Origin of the sequence: Lactobacillus acidophilus (assembly GCF_034298135.1) — a bacterium.
Classification (GTDB): Bacteria; Bacillota; Bacilli; order Lactobacillales; family Lactobacillaceae; genus Lactobacillus; species Lactobacillus acidophilus.
The window spans coordinates 1,350,581-1,370,026 of record NZ_CP139575.1; the positions used below are offsets into that span (position 1 = coordinate 1,350,581).

13 protein-coding genes and 1 tRNA gene are annotated in these 19,446 nt (G+C 34.8%); 2 read left to right on the forward strand and 12 right to left on the reverse strand.

Annotation, left to right across the window (positions count from 1 at the left end):
• Positions 1–61 precede the first annotated feature (61 nt).
• From SO785_RS06265 to SO785_RS06295, 7 genes are all read right to left on the reverse strand, one after another.
• Positions 62–134 (reverse strand) — tRNA-Thr (locus tag SO785_RS06265).
• 100 nt (positions 135–234) lie between these two features.
• A complete protein-coding gene (locus tag SO785_RS06270) occupies positions 235–993 on the reverse strand; it encodes an NADPH-dependent oxidoreductase (RefSeq protein WP_003546159.1) in 759 nt (252 codons plus the stop codon).
• Between the two features lie 52 nt (positions 994–1,045).
• On the reverse strand, positions 1,046–2,296 hold the full coding sequence (locus SO785_RS06275; protein WP_011254164.1) for an ammonium transporter: 1,251 nt from the start codon (positions 2,294–2,296) through the stop codon (positions 1,046–1,048).
• 218 nt (positions 2,297–2,514) lie between these two features.
• A complete protein-coding gene (locus tag SO785_RS06280) occupies positions 2,515–2,892 on the reverse strand; it encodes a hypothetical protein (RefSeq protein WP_015613312.1) in 378 nt (125 codons plus the stop codon).
• A 33-nt stretch (positions 2,893–2,925) separates the two neighbouring features.
• A complete protein-coding gene (locus SO785_RS06285; protein WP_003546149.1) occupies positions 2,926–5,157 on the reverse strand; it encodes a DEAD/DEAH box helicase in 2,232 nt (743 codons plus the stop codon).
• A gap of 11 nt (positions 5,158–5,168) precedes the next feature.
• On the reverse strand, positions 5,169–6,497 hold the full coding sequence (locus SO785_RS06290; RefSeq protein ID WP_003546148.1) for an ATP-binding protein: 1,329 nt from the start codon (positions 6,495–6,497) through the stop codon (positions 5,169–5,171).
• Between the two features lie 4 nt (positions 6,498–6,501).
• Complete coding sequence (locus SO785_RS06295) at positions 6,502–8,322, reverse strand: TerB N- and C- terminal domain-containing protein (protein ID WP_003546145.1); 1,821 nt, start codon at positions 8,320–8,322, stop codon at positions 6,502–6,504.
• Positions 8,323–8,529: 207 nt separating this feature from the next.
• On the opposite strand from SO785_RS06295, the gene SO785_RS06300 reads away from it, so the two are divergent.
• On the forward strand, positions 8,530–10,188 hold the full coding sequence (locus SO785_RS06300; protein WP_021874031.1) for a phosphoenolpyruvate carboxykinase (ATP): 1,659 nt from the start codon (positions 8,530–8,532) through the stop codon (positions 10,186–10,188).
• A 79-nt stretch (positions 10,189–10,267) separates the two neighbouring features.
• Here SO785_RS06300 and SO785_RS06305 read toward each other — a convergent pair whose 3' ends face one another.
• From SO785_RS06305 to adhE, 5 genes are all read right to left on the reverse strand, one after another.
• Entirely contained in the window at positions 10,268–10,678 is a 411-nt protein-coding gene (locus tag SO785_RS06305; RefSeq protein WP_003546138.1) for a bis(5'-nucleosyl)-tetraphosphatase, read from the reverse strand.
• A gap of 105 nt (positions 10,679–10,783) precedes the next feature.
• Positions 10,784–11,515, reverse strand: a complete 732-nt coding sequence (locus SO785_RS06310) for a carboxymuconolactone decarboxylase family protein (RefSeq protein WP_011254163.1) — start codon at positions 11,513–11,515, stop codon at positions 10,784–10,786.
• Positions 11,516–11,615: 100 nt separating this feature from the next.
• A complete protein-coding gene (locus SO785_RS06315) occupies positions 11,616–12,809 on the reverse strand; it encodes an acetate/propionate family kinase (protein ID WP_011254162.1) in 1,194 nt (397 codons plus the stop codon).
• A gap of 334 nt (positions 12,810–13,143) precedes the next feature.
• The gene (gene glmS, locus SO785_RS06320) at positions 13,144–14,955 is read right to left on the reverse strand and encodes a glutamine--fructose-6-phosphate transaminase (isomerizing) (RefSeq protein WP_003546133.1); all 1,812 of its coding nucleotides are present in this window, start codon (positions 14,953–14,955) and stop codon (positions 13,144–13,146) included.
• A gap of 181 nt (positions 14,956–15,136) precedes the next feature.
• A complete protein-coding gene (gene adhE, locus SO785_RS06325; protein ID WP_003546132.1) occupies positions 15,137–17,767 on the reverse strand; it encodes a bifunctional acetaldehyde-CoA/alcohol dehydrogenase in 2,631 nt (876 codons plus the stop codon).
• Between the two features lie 292 nt (positions 17,768–18,059).
• Here adhE and SO785_RS06330 point away from each other — a divergent pair, with 292 nt between their 5' ends.
• The gene (locus SO785_RS06330; RefSeq protein ID WP_003546123.1) at positions 18,060–19,433 is read left to right on the forward strand and encodes an amino acid permease; all 1,374 of its coding nucleotides are present in this window, start codon (positions 18,060–18,062) and stop codon (positions 19,431–19,433) included.
• The last annotated feature ends 13 nt before the right edge of the window (positions 19,434–19,446 follow it).

The window sequence follows — 19,446 nt, forward strand, 5'->3', positions numbered from 1 at the left end:
TTACTTATCTTCGTAAAACATTGATAAATAAAGGATAATCAAGCTTAGTTAATCTTCTCAATGCTGAATGCCAGAGTCGAACTGGCGACCTTCTCTTTACGAGGGAGATGCTCTACCAACTGAGCTAATTCAGCAAGCCATATAACACTAGAATTATACCAAAACTATTTAAGGGATGCAATTTCATCAAAAAACTCTCATAACCTCGTTGCTATGAGAGTAATTAAAATCATCTTACTTCCAGTCTAAGCACAAACCTTGCTTATGAAGTTCTTCTGGTAATTCATCACGATCAGTTTCATGATTATCAAGCTTAGCACCGGTGATTTGCTTAGTAAATGAATCAATCCGACGATTAGAATCACGCAAATCATAATAAGTAGTAACTACTTGATCATAATCTTTCAAATCTTTCACATTGAAGTCCTTATCATATTTACCTTCAAAACAGATGAACTTTAAGGGTAAACGTGGCTTCAATTGTGGTTTTTGATCAGGCACACCCACTTGCATCCCTAATACTGGAAAAGTCAATTCAGGCAAATCAAGCGTCTTAAGCATTTCAAGCGGATGATCATTAACTGTTCCAAGTGGTACGTAACCCAAATCCATACTTTCTACGGCATTAGCAACATTTTGGTAAGCGAGCAAGGTATCTTCCATCGCTTGGAAAAAGATATCGATGGTGTGAACTCGTCCATCATCTTTACCAAGTTGCTTTCTAATTTGTTGATTACGATATAAATCAACTACAAAGATGAATAAATCACCTTCTGCACCGACATATTTTTGATTACATAATTCTCTAATCTTTTTCTTCTGCTCAGGATCAATAATATGTACCAAGCTAGCATTTTGCATAAACATACTAGTTGGAGTTTGTGCAAAAACTGAATATAAAGTTTCTAATTGTTCTTTATTTAAAGTTATATCTTTAAATTTACGAATTGAACGGTGATTTAATTGTGCATCAATAGTTTTATTATGTATCATGTTTATCCTTCTTACTAATAATTAGTAAGTATATTATAGCAGATAATCACCATTATTTTTCTTCAAATTCAATTCCATAGTCTGCTTGTTCACCATGTTCTGCTAAATCAAGCCCCATTAATTCTTCTTCTCTTGAAACTCTAATAGGAATAAATTTCTTAAGTGGTAAAACAATTGCTGTAGTCATCACACCAACAAATACAATGGTAAACACGGTTCCCAATACTTGAGCAGAAATTAAATGTAAACCACCACCATAAAATAATCCATTTTCAATTTGTGGGTTAACAATCTTAGTGGCGAATGCACCTGTCAAAATTGAGCCTGCAATTCCTGAAATTCCGTGACACCCAAATGCATCGAGAGGATCATCTACTTCTAATTTTGGTTTAACTACATGAATAAACCCATAACTAGCTAATGTACAGATGAATCCAATTGCAAATGCGCCTGCTACAGTAACATACCCAGCAGCAGGAGTTATGCCAACTAAGCCACATAATGCACCCGTACAAAGTCCAATCATATTAGTTTTATCTTTAAGAAACATATCTAAGAACATCCAAACTACAAATGAAGTACCGGTTGCAACGGTTGTAGTTAGAAATGCTTGAGTAGCAACGTCACTTACAGTTAAGGCAGAGCCAACGTTAAATCCATACCAACCAATCCATAAAATACTGGTTCCCATCAAAACCCAAGGTAAGTTGTAGTGTCTTACTTCGCCATCCGGATCAAAGCCTAATCGTGGACCAACAAAAATTGATAACAGCAATGCGGTAATACCGGCATTAATATGAACTACAGTCCCACCTGCAAAATCTAACATTCCTGTTTTAGCTAAAATTCCACTTGGTGTCCAAACCATATGAACCATTGGATAGTAAATTAAAATTGACCAAATAACTACAAAAGCTACTAAAAATTTAAATTTCATTCTTCCTACTATTGCTCCAACAAATAAAGCTGGAGTAATAATTGAAAACATCATCTGAAACATTAAATACGTTAAAATCGTAATTCCTGAATCTTTAGAATAAAGAGATTTTAAATCAAAGCCATTTAAGAAAAAACTCTTACTAAAGCCAAAGATTCCGCCAACATCTTTACCAAAAGCTAGGTTATAGCCAAATGCAATAAACAAAACAATTGCGACACCTGTAATCATGAAAACTGAAATCATTGTGTTAACAGCATTCTTCTTTGAAACCATGCCACCATAGAAAAAGGCAAGTCCAGGTGTCATGAAGAAAACTAAAACACTGGCAACAAAAACAAATAGAGTGTTCGTTTGGTTAATCATCTTTTTCCCTCCGAATGTGAAACGATTTCTAAAATATCAGCCTTTGAAATAATTGGTATAGTTCTATTATTGTCTATACATAAAGCATTATTTCAAATTCATATAATATTGGTTTGATTAATTTTTATTTAATTATACACTCATTTTTATTTCTGTCATCATTTTTTTATAAAAAAATAAAGACTTAGGGATGTATGTCTTCCTTAAGTCTTTACATGCTATTTATTTTCGTTTTCGATTTTATTAATTCCTGCTTCAACTAAAGCATAAGCTTGTTGAGCTTGGTTCTTCGCTTGAACATAGTCATTTAAGTTATCATCACCATCTGTAAGAACACGTGCAAATGCAATTTGCTCTGCCATTAAAAAGTTGAATAATGAGTCCCACTTTTTATCTTCAAACTTAATTTTTTTAGCTGAAATTTGGGGCATCATTTTACGCGTAGTATTAAACGATTTTTCTAAAATTTGTTCATCTGCATCTGTTAAATCACGTACTTGGTATGCTTGATGAATTTGGTGAACTTTTAAAAGGTCCTTTAACAGGGTTCTAGCTTGTGCATCTTTAGACACAGTTTGATTTATTTTAAGTGACATTAATCTTCTCTTTTCTATTTTGATCATTTTTTATTATAACAAATAGTTATTTACCATTTCTTTTACGCAATGTTTCATTTCATTAACATCTAATATGCTATAAGCAAATTCTTTTCTTAGTAATTCCTTCGGTAAATACTGATCATATTTATCAATTCCTGGAACTTCATTAGAGTATACCAAATCCAGTGGTTCAAAATCCTTAGCAGCTTCTTCATCTAAAATTCGCCAAAACTCTTCTTCACTTGCATCCATTGAAAAATACATAAAGTATGGTCTGGATGAATTAAAACTGCGAATATTTAATTTTTTACCACACTTAATTCTAATTAAACGCTCTAATGCCAAAAAAGCATAGGTACCTGTCCAAGGAAACAAGCACCACATATTTCCACCAAGATTAATCAAATTCTTCTTTAACAAGTTTGCTGCAGAAGCAGTATCTCGCGTTTGAGTCAAACGCGCCTTAGCATTTTGCATCAAATATGGATACATCATCTTTTCATTCAATACCTTTTTCATTCTTTGCAAAATTTCAGGTTGAATGTCTCCCGGCACATCACCAAAATATGCAGGAATTCTACCATCTACTTCGTGACAATAGACCTGATGACGCTTAATATCAATATCCTCAACTACCCATACTCGTCCAGCAATTGCTATCTTATCGCCAACAGGTGGCGGCTTAACGATCGTTCCTAGTTCTTCACTACCAGCATGCACGCTGAATTCCTCATTTTCTTGAAAAACAGCATAAAATTTAAAATTATTAACTACTCTCTCACCAGCTAAGCCGACGATTAGACCACCATTTTCCGTCCATTCAATATGCCCCGTCTTTAGTAAATACTTAAGCAAAATACGGTAATCTTCTTGGCTTACATTATGAAAATATGACAAAGTTAATACCCGTGAAGCCAGCTCTGCTGGGGTCATCTCACCGCTTGAAGCCAACGTACTCATAGTTTGATGATAGAGCAAACTATAAGGCAAACGGTTGGGTTCAGGAGGTTCAACCCATTTTTGCTCTGCATAAAGCTGAACTAGCGCTATTCCTTGTAACAATGACCATGGCATCAATTCTGGCAGCATTGCTCTTGATTCAGGGTGTTCTTCTCTCATTACAAAATGCATCTCAGGCGGATTGCCACGCCGTCCTGTTCGCCCCATTCTCTGTAAAAAGCCCGACACAGTGAATGGTGCATCAATTTGAAAAGCAGACTCTAATTTACCAATATCAATGCCTAATTCTAGTGTCGCTGTAGCGCAGGTCGTCATATAAACATCTTCATCTTTCATTGCAGCCTCAGCGGTTTCTCTTAAAAATGTAGAAAGATTACCATGGTGAATCATAAAACGATCAGGTTCGTGGTTATAGGAGCAATAGCCTCTTAATTCCTGGCAAACGGCTTCACATTCTTCACGACTATTGGTAAAAACTAGACACTTTTTACCGCGTGTATGCTCAAAAATATACCCCATACCAGGATCGGCTAATTCAGGCGCTTTATCTGTCTTAGGTTCAACGTAATTAGGATCAAAATCGTCACTGCTAGCTTGCGGATCGGTTTTATAAAAATGCTCCATAGATAAATGCCAAATCTGGGGCGCATTTTGCACCTTAGGAGCATCCGTCTTTCTATTTGAGCCTGCTCCTAAAAATTTACCAGCCACTTCTAAGTTTCCAATTGTAGCAGATAAACCAATTCTTCTTGGATTAACATTAGCCAATTTAGATAAGCGCTCGATTAAACAAAAAGTCTGACCACCACGATCACTTCTTAAAAAGGAGTGCAGTTCATCAATAACAATATATTTCAAACCACTAAAAAGATGCGGAACATCCATATGCTTATTAATCATGAAACTTTCCAATGATTCTGGAGTTATTTGTAAAACGCCTGAGGGATGCTTCAACATCTTTCTCTTTTGACTCTGTGATACATCCCCATGCCAGCGCCAAATTGGAATGTCTACATCTTGGCATAATTCAGTTAGTCGTTCATATTGATCGTTGATTAAAGCCTTAAGTGGCGCAATATATAGCACCTTAACAGAGTCTTGTTTTTCTTCATAGATATCCGAAAGGATAGGAAAAAAGGCTGCTTCTGTTTTCCCCGATGCAGTAGAAGCAGACAATAAGACATTATGATCAGTATTAAATATCTCTTCTGCTGCAGCTACCTGTATCGGTCGTAAATTCTGCCAGCCATGTTCATAAATATAATCTTGGATAAATGGTGCATAATGTGAAAAAACATCCATATTTTATATCCTTATAACTTAAATTCGGTATAATCCTTTTCTTTATTATCTGAAACAGCTTCAGATTTAGCATAGCTAAATTGATCTGAATTAAGTAAATCAGCAATCTTAGTATCAGGATTTTGCCAAATAATATCTAGAATTTCTATAAAGTCACGAATTATCTCACGAGGGGTAATATTAGTATCTGCACCTACTCGCGCATATTCAATTTTAATAAATTGCATCAAATCATCATCGGTAATAGTTCTTTCGTAGCCATACAAATTAGCATGCATATCGGCCAATTTTTCTGTCAAAACCATCATCTCTTCTGCGGTCAATGGTTCAAGCTTAATTACTGGCGCATACATATCGCGTGCTCCTACTTGAGTAAATTTACCTGAGGCTAATCTACTTCTTAATGCTTCATATGAATAAACGCCGCGGCGGCGATCCTCAATTGCCTGAGGTGTACCGCACATGATAATACCTAAGTACTTAGCCTTGCCCTGCAAAGTATCGTTATACATAGTCAAAATCTTTTCATAATTATACTGACGACTAATTGCATTAGGAATTTTATAGATATTAACAAGTTCATCGATCATGATCATTAAACCAGCATACCCAGCTTGTCTAAAGAAGGTCGCAAACAGTTTTAAATATTCATACCAGTCACTATCGGAGATGATAATATCAACACCTAAATCTTTTTTAGCTTCAGTTTTATGGCTATATTCTCCTCTAAACCACTTAACTACTTTAGCTTTCGTCTCATCATCGCCGCTCATATAAGCGTGATAATACATGTTAAGCAATTTAGCAAAATCAAAGCCGTGTACTAATTCATTTAATGATGAAATTACATCATAAATCTTTTTATCAACTTTTTGTTCAAATTTAGGATCATCATTGTTTAAGTCAGTTTCAGTTGCGACCTGTGTTTGAATCGTATTAATCCAGCGATCCAAGATTAGCATTAAGGCTCCGCCTTCAGGTCTAGTCTTAGTAGAAAGATTTTGAATTAATTCGCGGTACGTTGCAAGGCCCTGACCTTTTGAGCCTTGAAGACGTCTTTCTGGAGATAAATCACCGTCTACTACAACAAAATTTTTATCCATGACATAATTACGAATTGTCTGCAATAAGAAACTTTTACCAGAACCATAACGGCCCACGATAAAGCGGAAACTAGCCCCGCCTTCTTGAATTACATCTACATCATGAAGCAGTGCCTCAATTTCTGCTTTACGGCCAACTGTAATATATGGCAGACCAATTCTGGGTACAACCCCACCCTTTAAGGAATTCAACACAGTTTGAGCTATTCTTTTAGGCACTTTTCTTTTTTGTGGCATATTTTCATCCCTTCAAAAACATTTCTTCCAAATCAGTTTGGTAATCTTCAATAATTCTTGGCTGATCTTTTTCATCAAATTCAATCACAGAATCGCCAAACTCATCAAACAATTTTTCATTAATACTATCTACTAAGATTGAATCCATTAAATGGTGCACTTTTATGTATTCCTGCCATGGTTGATCTTGCAGAAGAGCCAACAGTAAAAAAATTTCATCTTTATTCAAATCATAATCATTATCAGTTATTTCAACTTTAGACTCAATTTTACTTTCTTCTTGCTTTTGTTCTTCTTTTTCCAATGCTTTTTCTTCATCAGTTAGTAAACTATCTCTTGTCTTTGAAGCATTATTACGAATCGTTTCCAAATTTGACAAATTAATTTGGATTCGATCAATCCGGGACTTCTTTTCCTGTATTTGATAGTTAATGATTCCTTGATCAATTGCTTTTAAGACTGCTTGGTCGATAAAGCGAGGCTTAATTGGTCGACCCAGATGTAGCTTTGCGCGTACTATACGATCTAACTCATGTAAAAATGTGTTTAAATGAATTTTTTGTTTTTTGGCTTCTGTGTATTTTCTAATTTGCCAATAACCATTGTTGTAACGATACTTTCTAAGTGAATCTATCAATTGAACTGGTAGCTTTTTTGGTTTGCTATAAAAAATGCTGGCTAAAAACACTTTTCTTTTTACGGTTTCAGGTTTAGCAACAAAGGCGCTGTAATAAGCTATGCCATATTTTTTAGATAACAATAATTCTTGCCAAACACATCTGAGCACTTTGGCAAACACTTCTGAATTATTTTTTATTGTTTTAGAAGTATTCCAATAAGAAGTTTTTCTAGCAAAGACCTCGGCCAACTCTTTAGCTGAGAAACTCTCTGGATCATGCAAGACTATATAATCATGGTCCTGCGCAATTTCATCTTCAAAATTCTCTTCGATTAATTTTTGATCTAGTTCATAGAACAAGACATAATCTTTTAGCCAATCGTTTAAATATGGCTCAATCGACAGATCAAATTTTTCAACATAATTTTCCTTAAAATCTATCAATTTCTGATATCCGTCTTGCGCTGATTTTACACCAATATTATTTAGTAATTCATAAATATAAACATAGGCATATGACGTACTTACTTTCTGATAATTTCCCTTACGCAGTTGCGTACGCCAAGCAAAGTAGCTACGTAGTTGTTCAATCTTCATATCATGATAAGTCGGATAGAATCTTCTAAAGGCTGCATAATCGGAATAATCATCTTCATAATCTGCCATGAATTTTCCTTGATTATAGAAATTCTTATATCTACCCACACTTGGCAAAACACTATAATCATATAATTCTTGCATCTGATGGATTCGATCAGTAGCTAAAGGCTTTTTCTTAAAATTATTATTTCGCAGTTTAATTGGTTGAGACTTATATTCGGGTTCGCTATCATCAGGTGGAATATATAAATATTGATCTTGCGCAATATTATTCGTTTCACCATTCATTGCTAACTTAAATGCATAATCAAATGCTTTTTTGATTGCCGTTTCATTTTGTCTATCTAAAATTGCACCTACCCAGCCATCATCCTTAACTCGTACTGGATCTTCAAAACCCGGTAGATCTCGAATCATTGATGCAAAATCACCACATTTTAAGTCAAGAATATCTATCCTTCGCTCTTTAAAGCGAGAAAGCATTGCAAAGTAACTCCCATCAATTGGTGACATTAATACATACACATCTGTTGATCCAGGAAGAACTGGTTCAAATTTTAAACCATATTTAGCATAAACATATTTAAAAAGTTGATTTGGATCCATTCTCTTTCCTTTCGTACGTATGTTCTATTGTATCATCTATTTATTTTTATGTCTTCCTCAAGACTATCGTTATAAAGTGTATATTTTTATATTTTGTAAAGCTTATATTTTTATATTTGTGTGGTTATGAACAAATAAGTATGTTACTATAGATAATGTAAGTAATGAAAGCGTTTTAATAGCTTCCTAGAGAGGACAAATCTTAATATGAGTACAAAAGAACGTTATTCTCAAGATGAACTTAGAAAAGCAAATCCAATGTTTAGTCGCACTCGTGCAACTATCGAAAGTGCATTTTATGGCAATAATGTGCATGAAGTAACTAGTGTGGCCGAAGCATATAACTTAGCTAAAAAACAATCAGGCGTTATTGTTACCGATTTACCAATTCTCCATACTAAGGAATTAGGTTTGCCACATGATGCAACTCAATTAGTTTACAATCACGGCAAGATTTTAGGTAGAACAGCAAGTGCTCGCCACTTCATTGATAACCCTAATGAAGATGCTGAAGCGTTGGATGCTAATTTACGTGAAGATATTTACAAGGGGCATAAGCAAAAGTACTTAAAAGCCACTGTTTTAGTTGGACTTGATCCATCATACACTGTTAAGGCTCACATCATGATGCCAGAAGATCAAGCCTTCAACTTACTTTCATACATTTTAAACTTCCAATTCTTTGATGATGAAGCAGAAAAAATGTATAAGAAATCTAAGTTCTACAATGAACCTGATATTTACTTCTACTTTGATCCAAACATTAATGATGACGATTATCCAAAGGGCTTTGGCGTATTTGATGCTCCACATAATTGTGCTGCCGTATTTGGACTTCGTTACTTCGGTGAACTTAAGAAGGGTACTTTAACCTTAGCTTGGGCTATTGCTCACCGTAATGGTTGCACTGCTTGTCACGGTGGTGAAAAGTCATTCCACTTCGATGATAAAGACGATAAGACATTCGCATTTTACGGCTTATCAGGTTCAGGTAAGTCAACTTTGACTCATGAAATGTACGATGGTAAATACGATATTACTGTGTTGCACGATGATGCCTTCATTATTTCTCGTGAAGATGGTTCATCAGTTGCACTTGAGCCTTCTTACTTTGATAAGACCCATGACTATCCAGCAGGTCATCATGAAACTAAATACTACACTACCATTATGAACTGTGATGTAACTCAAGATGAAGATGGCAAGAAAGTTATTGTTACTGAAGATTTACGCAACAACAACGGTCGTGTTATCAAGACCCGTTACACTAGTCCACATCGTGTAGACTTTGAAAAATCACCAATCACTGCTTTGTTCTGGATTATGAAAGACGGTTCATTACCTCCAATTATCAAGATTGATGATCCAGTACTCGCAACTACTATGGGTTGTACTTTAGCAACTAAGAGAACTAGTGCTGAAAACTTACCTGAAGGCTTTGACATGAACACCTTAGTTATTGAACCATTCGCAGACCCATTCAGAGCTTACCCAGTTTCAGGTGATTACAAAGACTTCAAGGAATTATTTACCAAGCGTGGTGCCAGCTGTTACAGCTTAAATACTGATGCATTTATGGGCAAGGATATTCCTAAGGAAGTTACTAAGAAATTAATTGAAGATTTGGCTAACGGTAATATTAAGGACAGTGACTTCAAACCATTTGGTAACTTCAAGGGTGTAAGTTACTTGCCAATTGATGGTTATGAAGTTCACCTTGATGATCCAGAATACCAAAAGACTTTAAAGAACAGAATGCAAGATCGTTTAGATTGGCTCGAAAATTACGATAAAGAACATCCAGAAACTCCTATTCAAGATGAAGCTAAGAAGACTTTGGAAGCTATTATTAAAGAATTAAGTTAATTAAAAAATATAAAGTATACCATATATAATTTCTTAATGATTTAAATAGCGAGAGTAAAAAAATTACTCTCGCTATTTTTTATTGGATAAGATAATTTTGAGCAGCTGTTAACACTCTCATCTTATCGTGCTCCGTTAGATATTTCTTAGCTTCTTTTAGTGTTACCCATTTATTGGCTAGAACCTCTTCTTCTTGAACAATTACTTTTTGTCCTTTGACAAATTTAGCTAAGTAGTAAGTAACAGTTTTCGATTTTCGCTCTGTTAAAGCATACACTGTCTTTTCTATAAAGTTAAAATCAAAAGTCGGCTTCAGCCCTACTTCTTCAAAAACTTCTCTTCGTGCCGCTTGCTCAGTTGTTTCATTATTTTCCAAATGTCCTTTAGGAAAACCCCAATTGCGATTTATGATACTCTGGATAATTAAATACTCTAACTCATCATTGCGTTTTCTATAAATAACGGCTCCTGCAGAATATTCCATCATCATTTTGGTCACCTAACCTTTATTTATGATTATTGAATATCAATGAATAAAGGTCAAGTAAAAAGGAATTTGAACAATAATGCTCAAATTCCTTTTATTTTTAGTAGATTAATCTTTACCGTTCACTTTTTGATCAGCTTCGTTAACAATTCTCACTGCATTTAAACTTCTGGGATAACCGATAAATGGCACATTTTGCTCAATGACCTTCATCAAAAAGTCTTTATCATTACCCAGTTTAATATTAGCTTGTGCATGTGACAATAATTGTGGTTCACATCCACCTTGAGCAGCAAGGTAGCAAAAAGTAATCATTTCACGATCATTATCGCTTAAACCTTTTCTAGTGTAATAATCGCCAAAGCAATTATCAACCAACCATTTATTAATAATACCCTTTTTAGCAAAATCTTTCATTTGTAGTCCAAACAAACGAATTTGAGTTTCTTCACCTTTTTCGAGGCGGTCTTCCATGGTAGTAGTAGCTTGTCCTTCAAGGGGTAATTCTACTCCACGAGCAAGTAATACATCATTAGTTGCTTTGAAGAATGGGAAAACTCTACCTAAGCCTAAGTAATCAACTGATTGATACAAAACTTCTTTAGCTTCTACTGGTGTAACGCCATTATCAAGTGCTACCGGAAGCATAATTTTATATTCATCAATACCTTGCATTCCTAAAAGATAAGCAAGTGTAGAAAGCATTTTAGTTCTATCAGGTAAATCAACATCTCTTTGAACTTCATCAAATGCAAAATGATTAATTCGCTCTAAGGCTTCTGGATCAGTTTTTTCTAATAAGGTTGCATGTGCATTTTGTGCACTCTTTTTAATAGACATAATATTTTCCTTTCTAAAACGCATCTTTTTAATACTTATTTAAATACGTTTTTTCAAGAAAGAAAAATACAAATAGTTTATTTCTAAAGATAACTTTCTCTTATGCTAAAACAGCATCTCTAGTCAAACGCATAACATCTTGAGCAATCATCAATTCTTCATCTGTTGGTACTACCATGACATGCACCTTAGACTCAGGCTTAGTAATAAAGTGTCTACCTTTTTTCTTATTAGCTTCATAATCCGGAATAACTCCCATATACTTGAAAGCATCCATTACATCTTTACGTACACCTGGATCCTTTTCACCAACACCGGCAGTAAATACAATAGCATCTGCTCCGCCCATTTCAGCAATATAAGAACCAATGTAACGTACTACGCGATTAACGAAGATTTTACGAGCTAATACAGCGCGCTGATCTTTATTAAATTCCAAGTCACGCATATCTGATGAAATACCTGAAATTCCTAACAAACCTGAATCCTTGTTTAAAATATTAATCATTTCATCGATTGAAGCACCAGTCTTATGCATCAAATGCTGTAAAAGTGATGGATCAATATCACCTGAACGTGTACCCATTGTAACACCAGACAAAGGACTAAAACCCATTGAAGTATCATATGACTTGCCATTTTTGACCGCAGTAATTGATGAACCGGATCCTAAATGACAGATGATTAACTTTAAGTCGCTTGGCTTTTTATTCATCATTTTGGCGGCTTCAAGAGTTACATAGTGAACTGAAGTACCATGTGCACCATATTTACGAGCACGATATTTTTCATAATATTCGTACGGAATTGAATATAAGTAATGTACTGGATCAAGAGTTTGGTGGAATGAGGTATCAAATACTGCAACTTGAGGCACTTTTGGTAATACATGCATGAATGCTTCAATTCCGCGTGCTTCAGCTGGATTATGCAATGGAGCAAAATCAGACAAATCATATATTTTTTGTAAATTTTGTCGATCAATAATAGTTGAATCCTTAAAGTGTTCACCACCATTAACTACTCGGTGACCTACACCAATAATTTCATCTAAACTTTCAACTGCATGATATTTCTTTAAAGCATTAATCAAAAAGCTTACTGCAGCTTCTTGATCTGGAATATCAATATTAGTAACATGCTCAGTACCATCATCAAGTAAAACACTAAATGAAGATCCTTTAAGCCCTACTCGGTCTGCCATACCTTGGGCAATTACCTTTTCATCAGGTAAAGAAAATAATTTAAATTTAAAAGATGAACTACCCGAATTTATTGCTAGAACTTTTTTCATTAAGTTAAGACCCTCCAATTTATTAGTTATATATTTCACAAGTGAATTTTCATCTAATAGTATAGCGCGTTATGCCTAAAATGAAAATAGTTTTCTGAAAATAGTTTTCATTTTAGGCAGCTAGAAATATTGATATATCAATAAACTTAAACTTAGTCAATGAAAGAAAAATTAATTTAATAATTAGTTTAAAAATTGTAAATATTACTATATTTTTTGATAAATTTTTATAAAATTATTGTATTTTGCTCACTTTATAACAAAAAAAGTAATAAAAAAGTTTAATCTCGACAGATATCGAAATTAAACTCATTTTTTAATTAATATATTCTATTTATTCAACAGTAACGCTCTTAGCCAAATTACGTGGCTTATCTACATCTAAGCCCTTGTCCTTTGAAGCGTAGTATGCAAGAAGTTGGGTTGGAACAACAGTTAACAACGCTGACATGTAATAATTAATGTCTGGTAATACAATATCATCACTATTATTAGCAAATTTCTTGCCCACAATAGTAATTACGCTTGCTCCACGAGAAACAACTTCTTGAATGTTACCACGAGTAAGGTCAGCAGTTACTGGATCGTTAATTAAGGCAATTACCGGAGTACCATCTTCAATTAATGAAATAGTACCATGCTTAAGTTCAGCTGCGGCAAAACCTTCAGTTTGAATGTATGAAACTTCCTTCAATTTTAAAGCAGCTTCAAGAGCAACCGCGTGATCAATACCACGACCAATATAGAAAGCATTTCTTGATGGTACTAAGTATTCCTTAGCAAGTTTTTCAAGTTTCTCTTTACCATCAACAATTTGTTGGATACCTTCGGCAGCAATTGCTAAATCATGCTTTAAATCCCAATCCTTAGCTTCTTGAACTCCTAGCTTTTCACCCAATGCTTTAGCCAAAACTGCTTGTAAAGCTACTTGAGCAGTGTAAGCTTTAGTTGATGCAACGGCAATTTCAGGACCTGCACCTAAAAGCATAGTATAAGTTGCTTCACGAGAAAGAGTTGATCCTTCAACATTAGTCATAGTTAAGCTTGGAATTCCACGCTTATTAGTTTCCTTCAAGACAACACGTGAATCAGCTGTTTCACCTGATTGAGTTAAGAAAATAAAGAATGGATGTTTACTCATCATTGGGAAGTGATAACCAGCTTCTGAAGCATAACCTACTTCAGTAGGAATACCTGTGTAATGTTCAAAAATTGTCTTACCAACAAGTCCAGCGTGGTAACTAGTACCTGCAGCGAAAATGTAAAGACGGTCAGCCTTTGAAATGGCATCAACAATTTCTGCATCTACCTTTGGTTCACCATTTTCGTCCAAGTAATTTTGTGACATGTGGCGCATAACACCAGGTTGTTCATCGATTTCCTTTAACATGTAGAATTCATAAGCGCCCTTTGAAGCTGCATTGGGATCAATGTTCAAAATATGTGGCTCACGGTCAACTTTCTTACCATCAACAGTTTCAATAGTATAAGAATCCTTAGTAATATCACCAACATCACCATCTTGTAAGTCAACGAAGGTCTTAGTTTGATCAAGAACTGAAATAGCATCTGAAGCAATAATATTAAAACCATCACCTAAGCCAAGCATCATTGGTGATTTGTTTTTGGCAATAAATACGTGATCTGGTTCAGTATTGTCAACAAGTAAGAATGCATATGAGCCCTTAACCAACTTTAAGGTTTCCTTAAATGCGGAAAATGCATCCAAATTCTTGTCACGAGCAATTTTGCTGATTAATTGTACGACTACTTCAGTATCAGTATCTGAATGGAATTTAACTCCTTGTAAGTATTTTTCTTTTAATTCGGTATAGTTTTCGATAACACCATTGTGAACTAAGTAAAAACGCTTAGTTTCATCAAAATGTGGGTGAGCGTTATCAACAGTTGGCATACCATGAGTTGCCCAACGAGTATGTCCAATACCAACTAGCCCTTCTTCATCAGGAGTTAACTTTTCTTTTAAGTTGGAAATACGACCAACAGCTTTAGTCAAATATTCATTTCCATTTAAGTCATTTAAGTAAATACCGGCTGAATCGTAGCCGCGGTATTCCAAATTAGTTAATCCACTTAAAATAATATCTTTTGCAGGCTTACCTACAACTCCTACAATTCCACACATATTTTTCTCCTTTGGTCTAGTTCAATATTTAATTAATGGACTAGTTTATTTTTATTGTTACATCTGCAATGATATTATTTTTATTGAAAGTGGTCAAGTAATATTATTCATAATTGGTATAATATTTTATGGTAAAAAATAACTCCCAGTTAGTTTAAAAACCGGGAGTTATTTTGCTTAATTATTTATCATTGTCTGAAATACCTTTGCCTTCGTAGCAATCTTTCATTAAGACAACAATTTGTGTAATAAGTGGTGCTGATGGATTAGTTACAGTATTTTGATCACCATAAGCTTCAACTGCCATTTGATCAACTTTCTTATCAAATTCAGTCTTGTCAACGCCATAATCCTTATAAGCCATCTTAATACCAACAGAATGAGCCAATTCAATAATCTTTTGAACCAGTTTTTCAACTAATTCAGCATCACTTGAACCAGTCAAACCGATAGCTCTTGCAATATCAGCATAGTCACTTTCAGCACGATATACTGAGTAGTGAGGCCACATAGCGAGCTTTTCAGGACGTTTGGCATTAAAGCGAATAACTTGCGGTAAAGCAATCGCATCACTTACTCCGCTTGGAATATCAAAGGTTGAGCCAACAGTATGAGCAATTGAGTGTTCAAGACCAAGGAATGCATTTGAATATGCCATACCTGCAATAGTTGCAGCATCATGCATTTGCTTTCTTGCATCAAGATCACCATCGTATGACTTCTTCAAGTTTGCAAAGATCGCTTTAATAGCTTCAAGTGACCAACCACGAGTGAAATCAGTGGCCATAGTTGAAACATAGCTTTCAATAGCATGACCTAATGCTTCAAAACCTGACCAAGCAATTAAGCGTTTAGGCATATTTTGAACAAATTGATCATCAACAATTGAAACATCTGGAGTTAAAGCATAATCACAAAGAGTGTGTTTCATACCTGTTTTAGTATCGCTAATAACTGCAATTGGGGAAACTTCTGAACCAGTACCAGAAGTTGTTGGAATACATACAAGTTGAACACCATTAATCTTAGGGAAGCGGACTACTCTTTTTCTGATATCCAAAAACTTTTGGTAAGCTTCTTCAAAGCTCATTTCTGGATTTTCGTAGAATAAGCGCATTACTTTAGCAGCATCCATTACTGAGCCACCACCAATAGCAATAATTACGTCAGGCTTAAAGATGTTCATTCTGTGAACACCGTCTTTAATTACATCAGTATCAGGATCAAGCGTTACAGCCTTAAATACTTCATATTCTTTTTGACCACGACGCTTAGAAATAATATCAGTGATTTCGTCAGCAAAGCCTTGGTCAGCTACGCCTTCATCAGTAACAATGAAGAAACGGTTAACATTTGGCATGTGACGCAAATAATTAGCAGCATTATGTTCAAAGTAAGTCTTTGATGGAACTTTTACCCATTGCATATTGTCGCGACGTTTCGCAACCGTTTTAATATTAAGTAAATCTCTGGCACCAATATTGTGTGAAAATGTGTTAGCACCGTATGAACCTGTACCTAATGTAAGTGAAGGCAACATATTGTTGTAAAGATCACCAATACCACCAAGTGCAGCTGGTGAATTAACTAGAATACGACAAGCATCCATCTTCATTGCAAATTCATCAATTATATTTTGATCGCTTGAGTGAATTCCCGCGGTATGACCACGACCACCATAATCAAGAAGTTCAGAACAAATCTTAAATGCATCGTCATGATTCTTAGCGCGATATAAAGTAAAGACAGGAGAAAGTTTTTCAGCTGAAAGTGGGAACTTTCTACCAACACCTTTGTATTCAGCAACAATTACTTTAGTAGTCTTTGGTACATCAACACCACAAAGTTTAGCAATTTCATAAGCTGATTTACCAGCTACAGGACCTGCAACAGTACCACGTCTTGGATCAATAAAGTGTTCTTCAAATTTCTTAATTTCTTCTTTATTTAAGAAGTAACAACCCCACTTCTTAAATTCTTCTACAGCCTTGTCATAAATTGCGTCATCTACAACGACTGAGTTTTCAGAAGCACAAACCATACCGTTATCGAAGTTCTTTGATAAAACAATATCATAAACAGCACGACCGATATTAGCTGATTTTTCAATGTATGAAGGACCATTACCAGGACCAACACCGATAGCTGGTTTACCTGATGAATATGCAGCCTTAACCATACCTGGACCACCAGTGGCCAAAATAGTTTGAACACCTGGATTATTCATTAAATCAGTGGTTGCATCCAAACTTGGCTCTTCAATCCATAAAATTGCATCTTTAGGTGCACCTGCAGCAACAGCAGCCGCTTGGATAATTTTACCAGTTTCTACACAACATTTTTGAGCTTGTGGGTGGAAACCAAAAATAATAGTATTTCTCGTCTTTAGAGCAAGCATTGCTTTGAAAATAACAGTTGAAGTTGGGTTAGTTACTGGAGTAACACCGGCAATAACACCCTTAGGTTCAGCAATCTTAGTTAATCCTAGTTCCTTATCTTCTTCAATTACACCAACAGTTTTTTCGTGGCGTAAACTGTTCCAAATATTTTCACTAGCGTACATGTTTTTAGTAGTCTTATCTTCTACTACACCACGCTTAGTTTCTTCAACAGCCATTTTAGCTAGTGGGTAAGCGTTTTGTTCACCTGCAGTAGCAACTGCTTCACAGATCTTATCAACTTGTTCTTGTGTGAAGTTAGCCATTTCATCTAATGCAACATGTGATCTTTTTACTAAATTATCTACCATGTCGTAGATTTGCTTTTTCTTTTCTTCCTCAGTAGGAGTTTCTTTTTGTTGTGCCTTAGCCATTATATATACCTCTAAGATCTACTATTCTTGTGAACTAATTTACAATGTCAACTATAACACAATAGACTTAAAAGTAAATGCTAGAATTTATGATATTATAACTGAGTAAATTATTGAATATGAGCTTATTTTTACTCGCACACATATGGAAGCGCTTGCTTAATTATTTGTTTGTAACTTAACAAACTTTTGTGTTTTTTTATAAATTTTCTAAATTTATTTTTTACGCACTGGTGCTTAAACACAACAATGATAAAATATTAAGTATATATGAAAATATAGGGGGAATATTATGAATGACAAACAGTCACAAAATAATTCCGGTTATAAGCGAACTCTAAGCAATGCTCATATTCAATTAATTGCTTTGGGTGGGACTATCGGAACCGGCCTTTTTCTTGGTGTAGGTGATAGTATTCACCGTGCCGGACCCAGCGTTATTTTGATTTACATTATTGTAGGTGTATTTCTGTTTTTATTGATGCGGGCACTCGGCGAGATGATCATGTCCGATTTAAATAAACATACTTATATTGATTTTATTGAACAATATCTTGGTAAAAATATTGGTTTTATCACTGGATATTTATATTGGATCAGTTGGATTACTTTAGGTATGGCTGAAACTACTGCTTTAGGAATTTACTTCAAGTATTGGTTTCCCACATTAAAGCCTTGGATTCCTGGTATTATTACGATCGTTTTGCTTTTATTAATTAACTTAATTTCAGCCAGAGTTTTCGGTAATTTGGAATTCAGTTTTGCAATTATTAAAATTGTAACAATTGTGGCCTTTGTAATATTAATCTTCTATTTATTAATTACAGGTGGTAAAACCACCTTTGGTCCTGTTAGCTTTGAAAACCTAGACGATCATGGTGGTTTCTTTGCACGTGGAACTAAAGGATTCTTGCAAGGATTCCAAATGGTTATCTTCAGTTTTATCGGAGTTGAATTGATTGGCTTAACCGCTGCTGAAGCTCAAAATCCTAAAGTTACTTTAAAACGTGCAATCAATCAATTGCCAGTAAGAATTATTTTATTCTATGTTATGGCAATTTTAGGGATTTTATTAGTTATTCCTTGGTCAAAAGTATCAACAAATTCCAGTCCATTTGTTCAAGCTCTTGGAGCAACCGGTATTAGAAATGCCAGCTCTATTATTAACTTTGTCGTTATATCAGCCGCTGTTTCTTCAACAAACAGTTTCTTATATAGTGCTGGACGTTTATTATTCTCAGTTACTTATAACGGTAAAGGTAAATGGAATCAAACCTTTGGTCATCTTTCTAAACGACAACTTCCACAAAATTCACTCATACTATCTGCTTTATTAATGGCCTGTGCACCGTTAATTACTATGGTTATTGGTGACCAAGCTTTTAATTTTATTTCTTCTACCTCAACTAGTATGTTTTTGATCATTTGGTGCTTAATGGTTTTAACCCATATTTCATTCCGAAAGAAAACACCAGAAAGTGTATACAGTGACTTTAAGATGCCTGGTTTCCCTTATGTAGATTACTTAATCCTTTTGTTCTTTGGATTAATGATTATTTTGCTTTTGATTCTACCAAGCTACCGTATCCCTATGATTGCGGCAATTGTGACTTTTATTATTTTATATATAATTTCTAAAATCTGGAGCAACGAAAAAACAGTTTAAAAAAAGCCGCGAA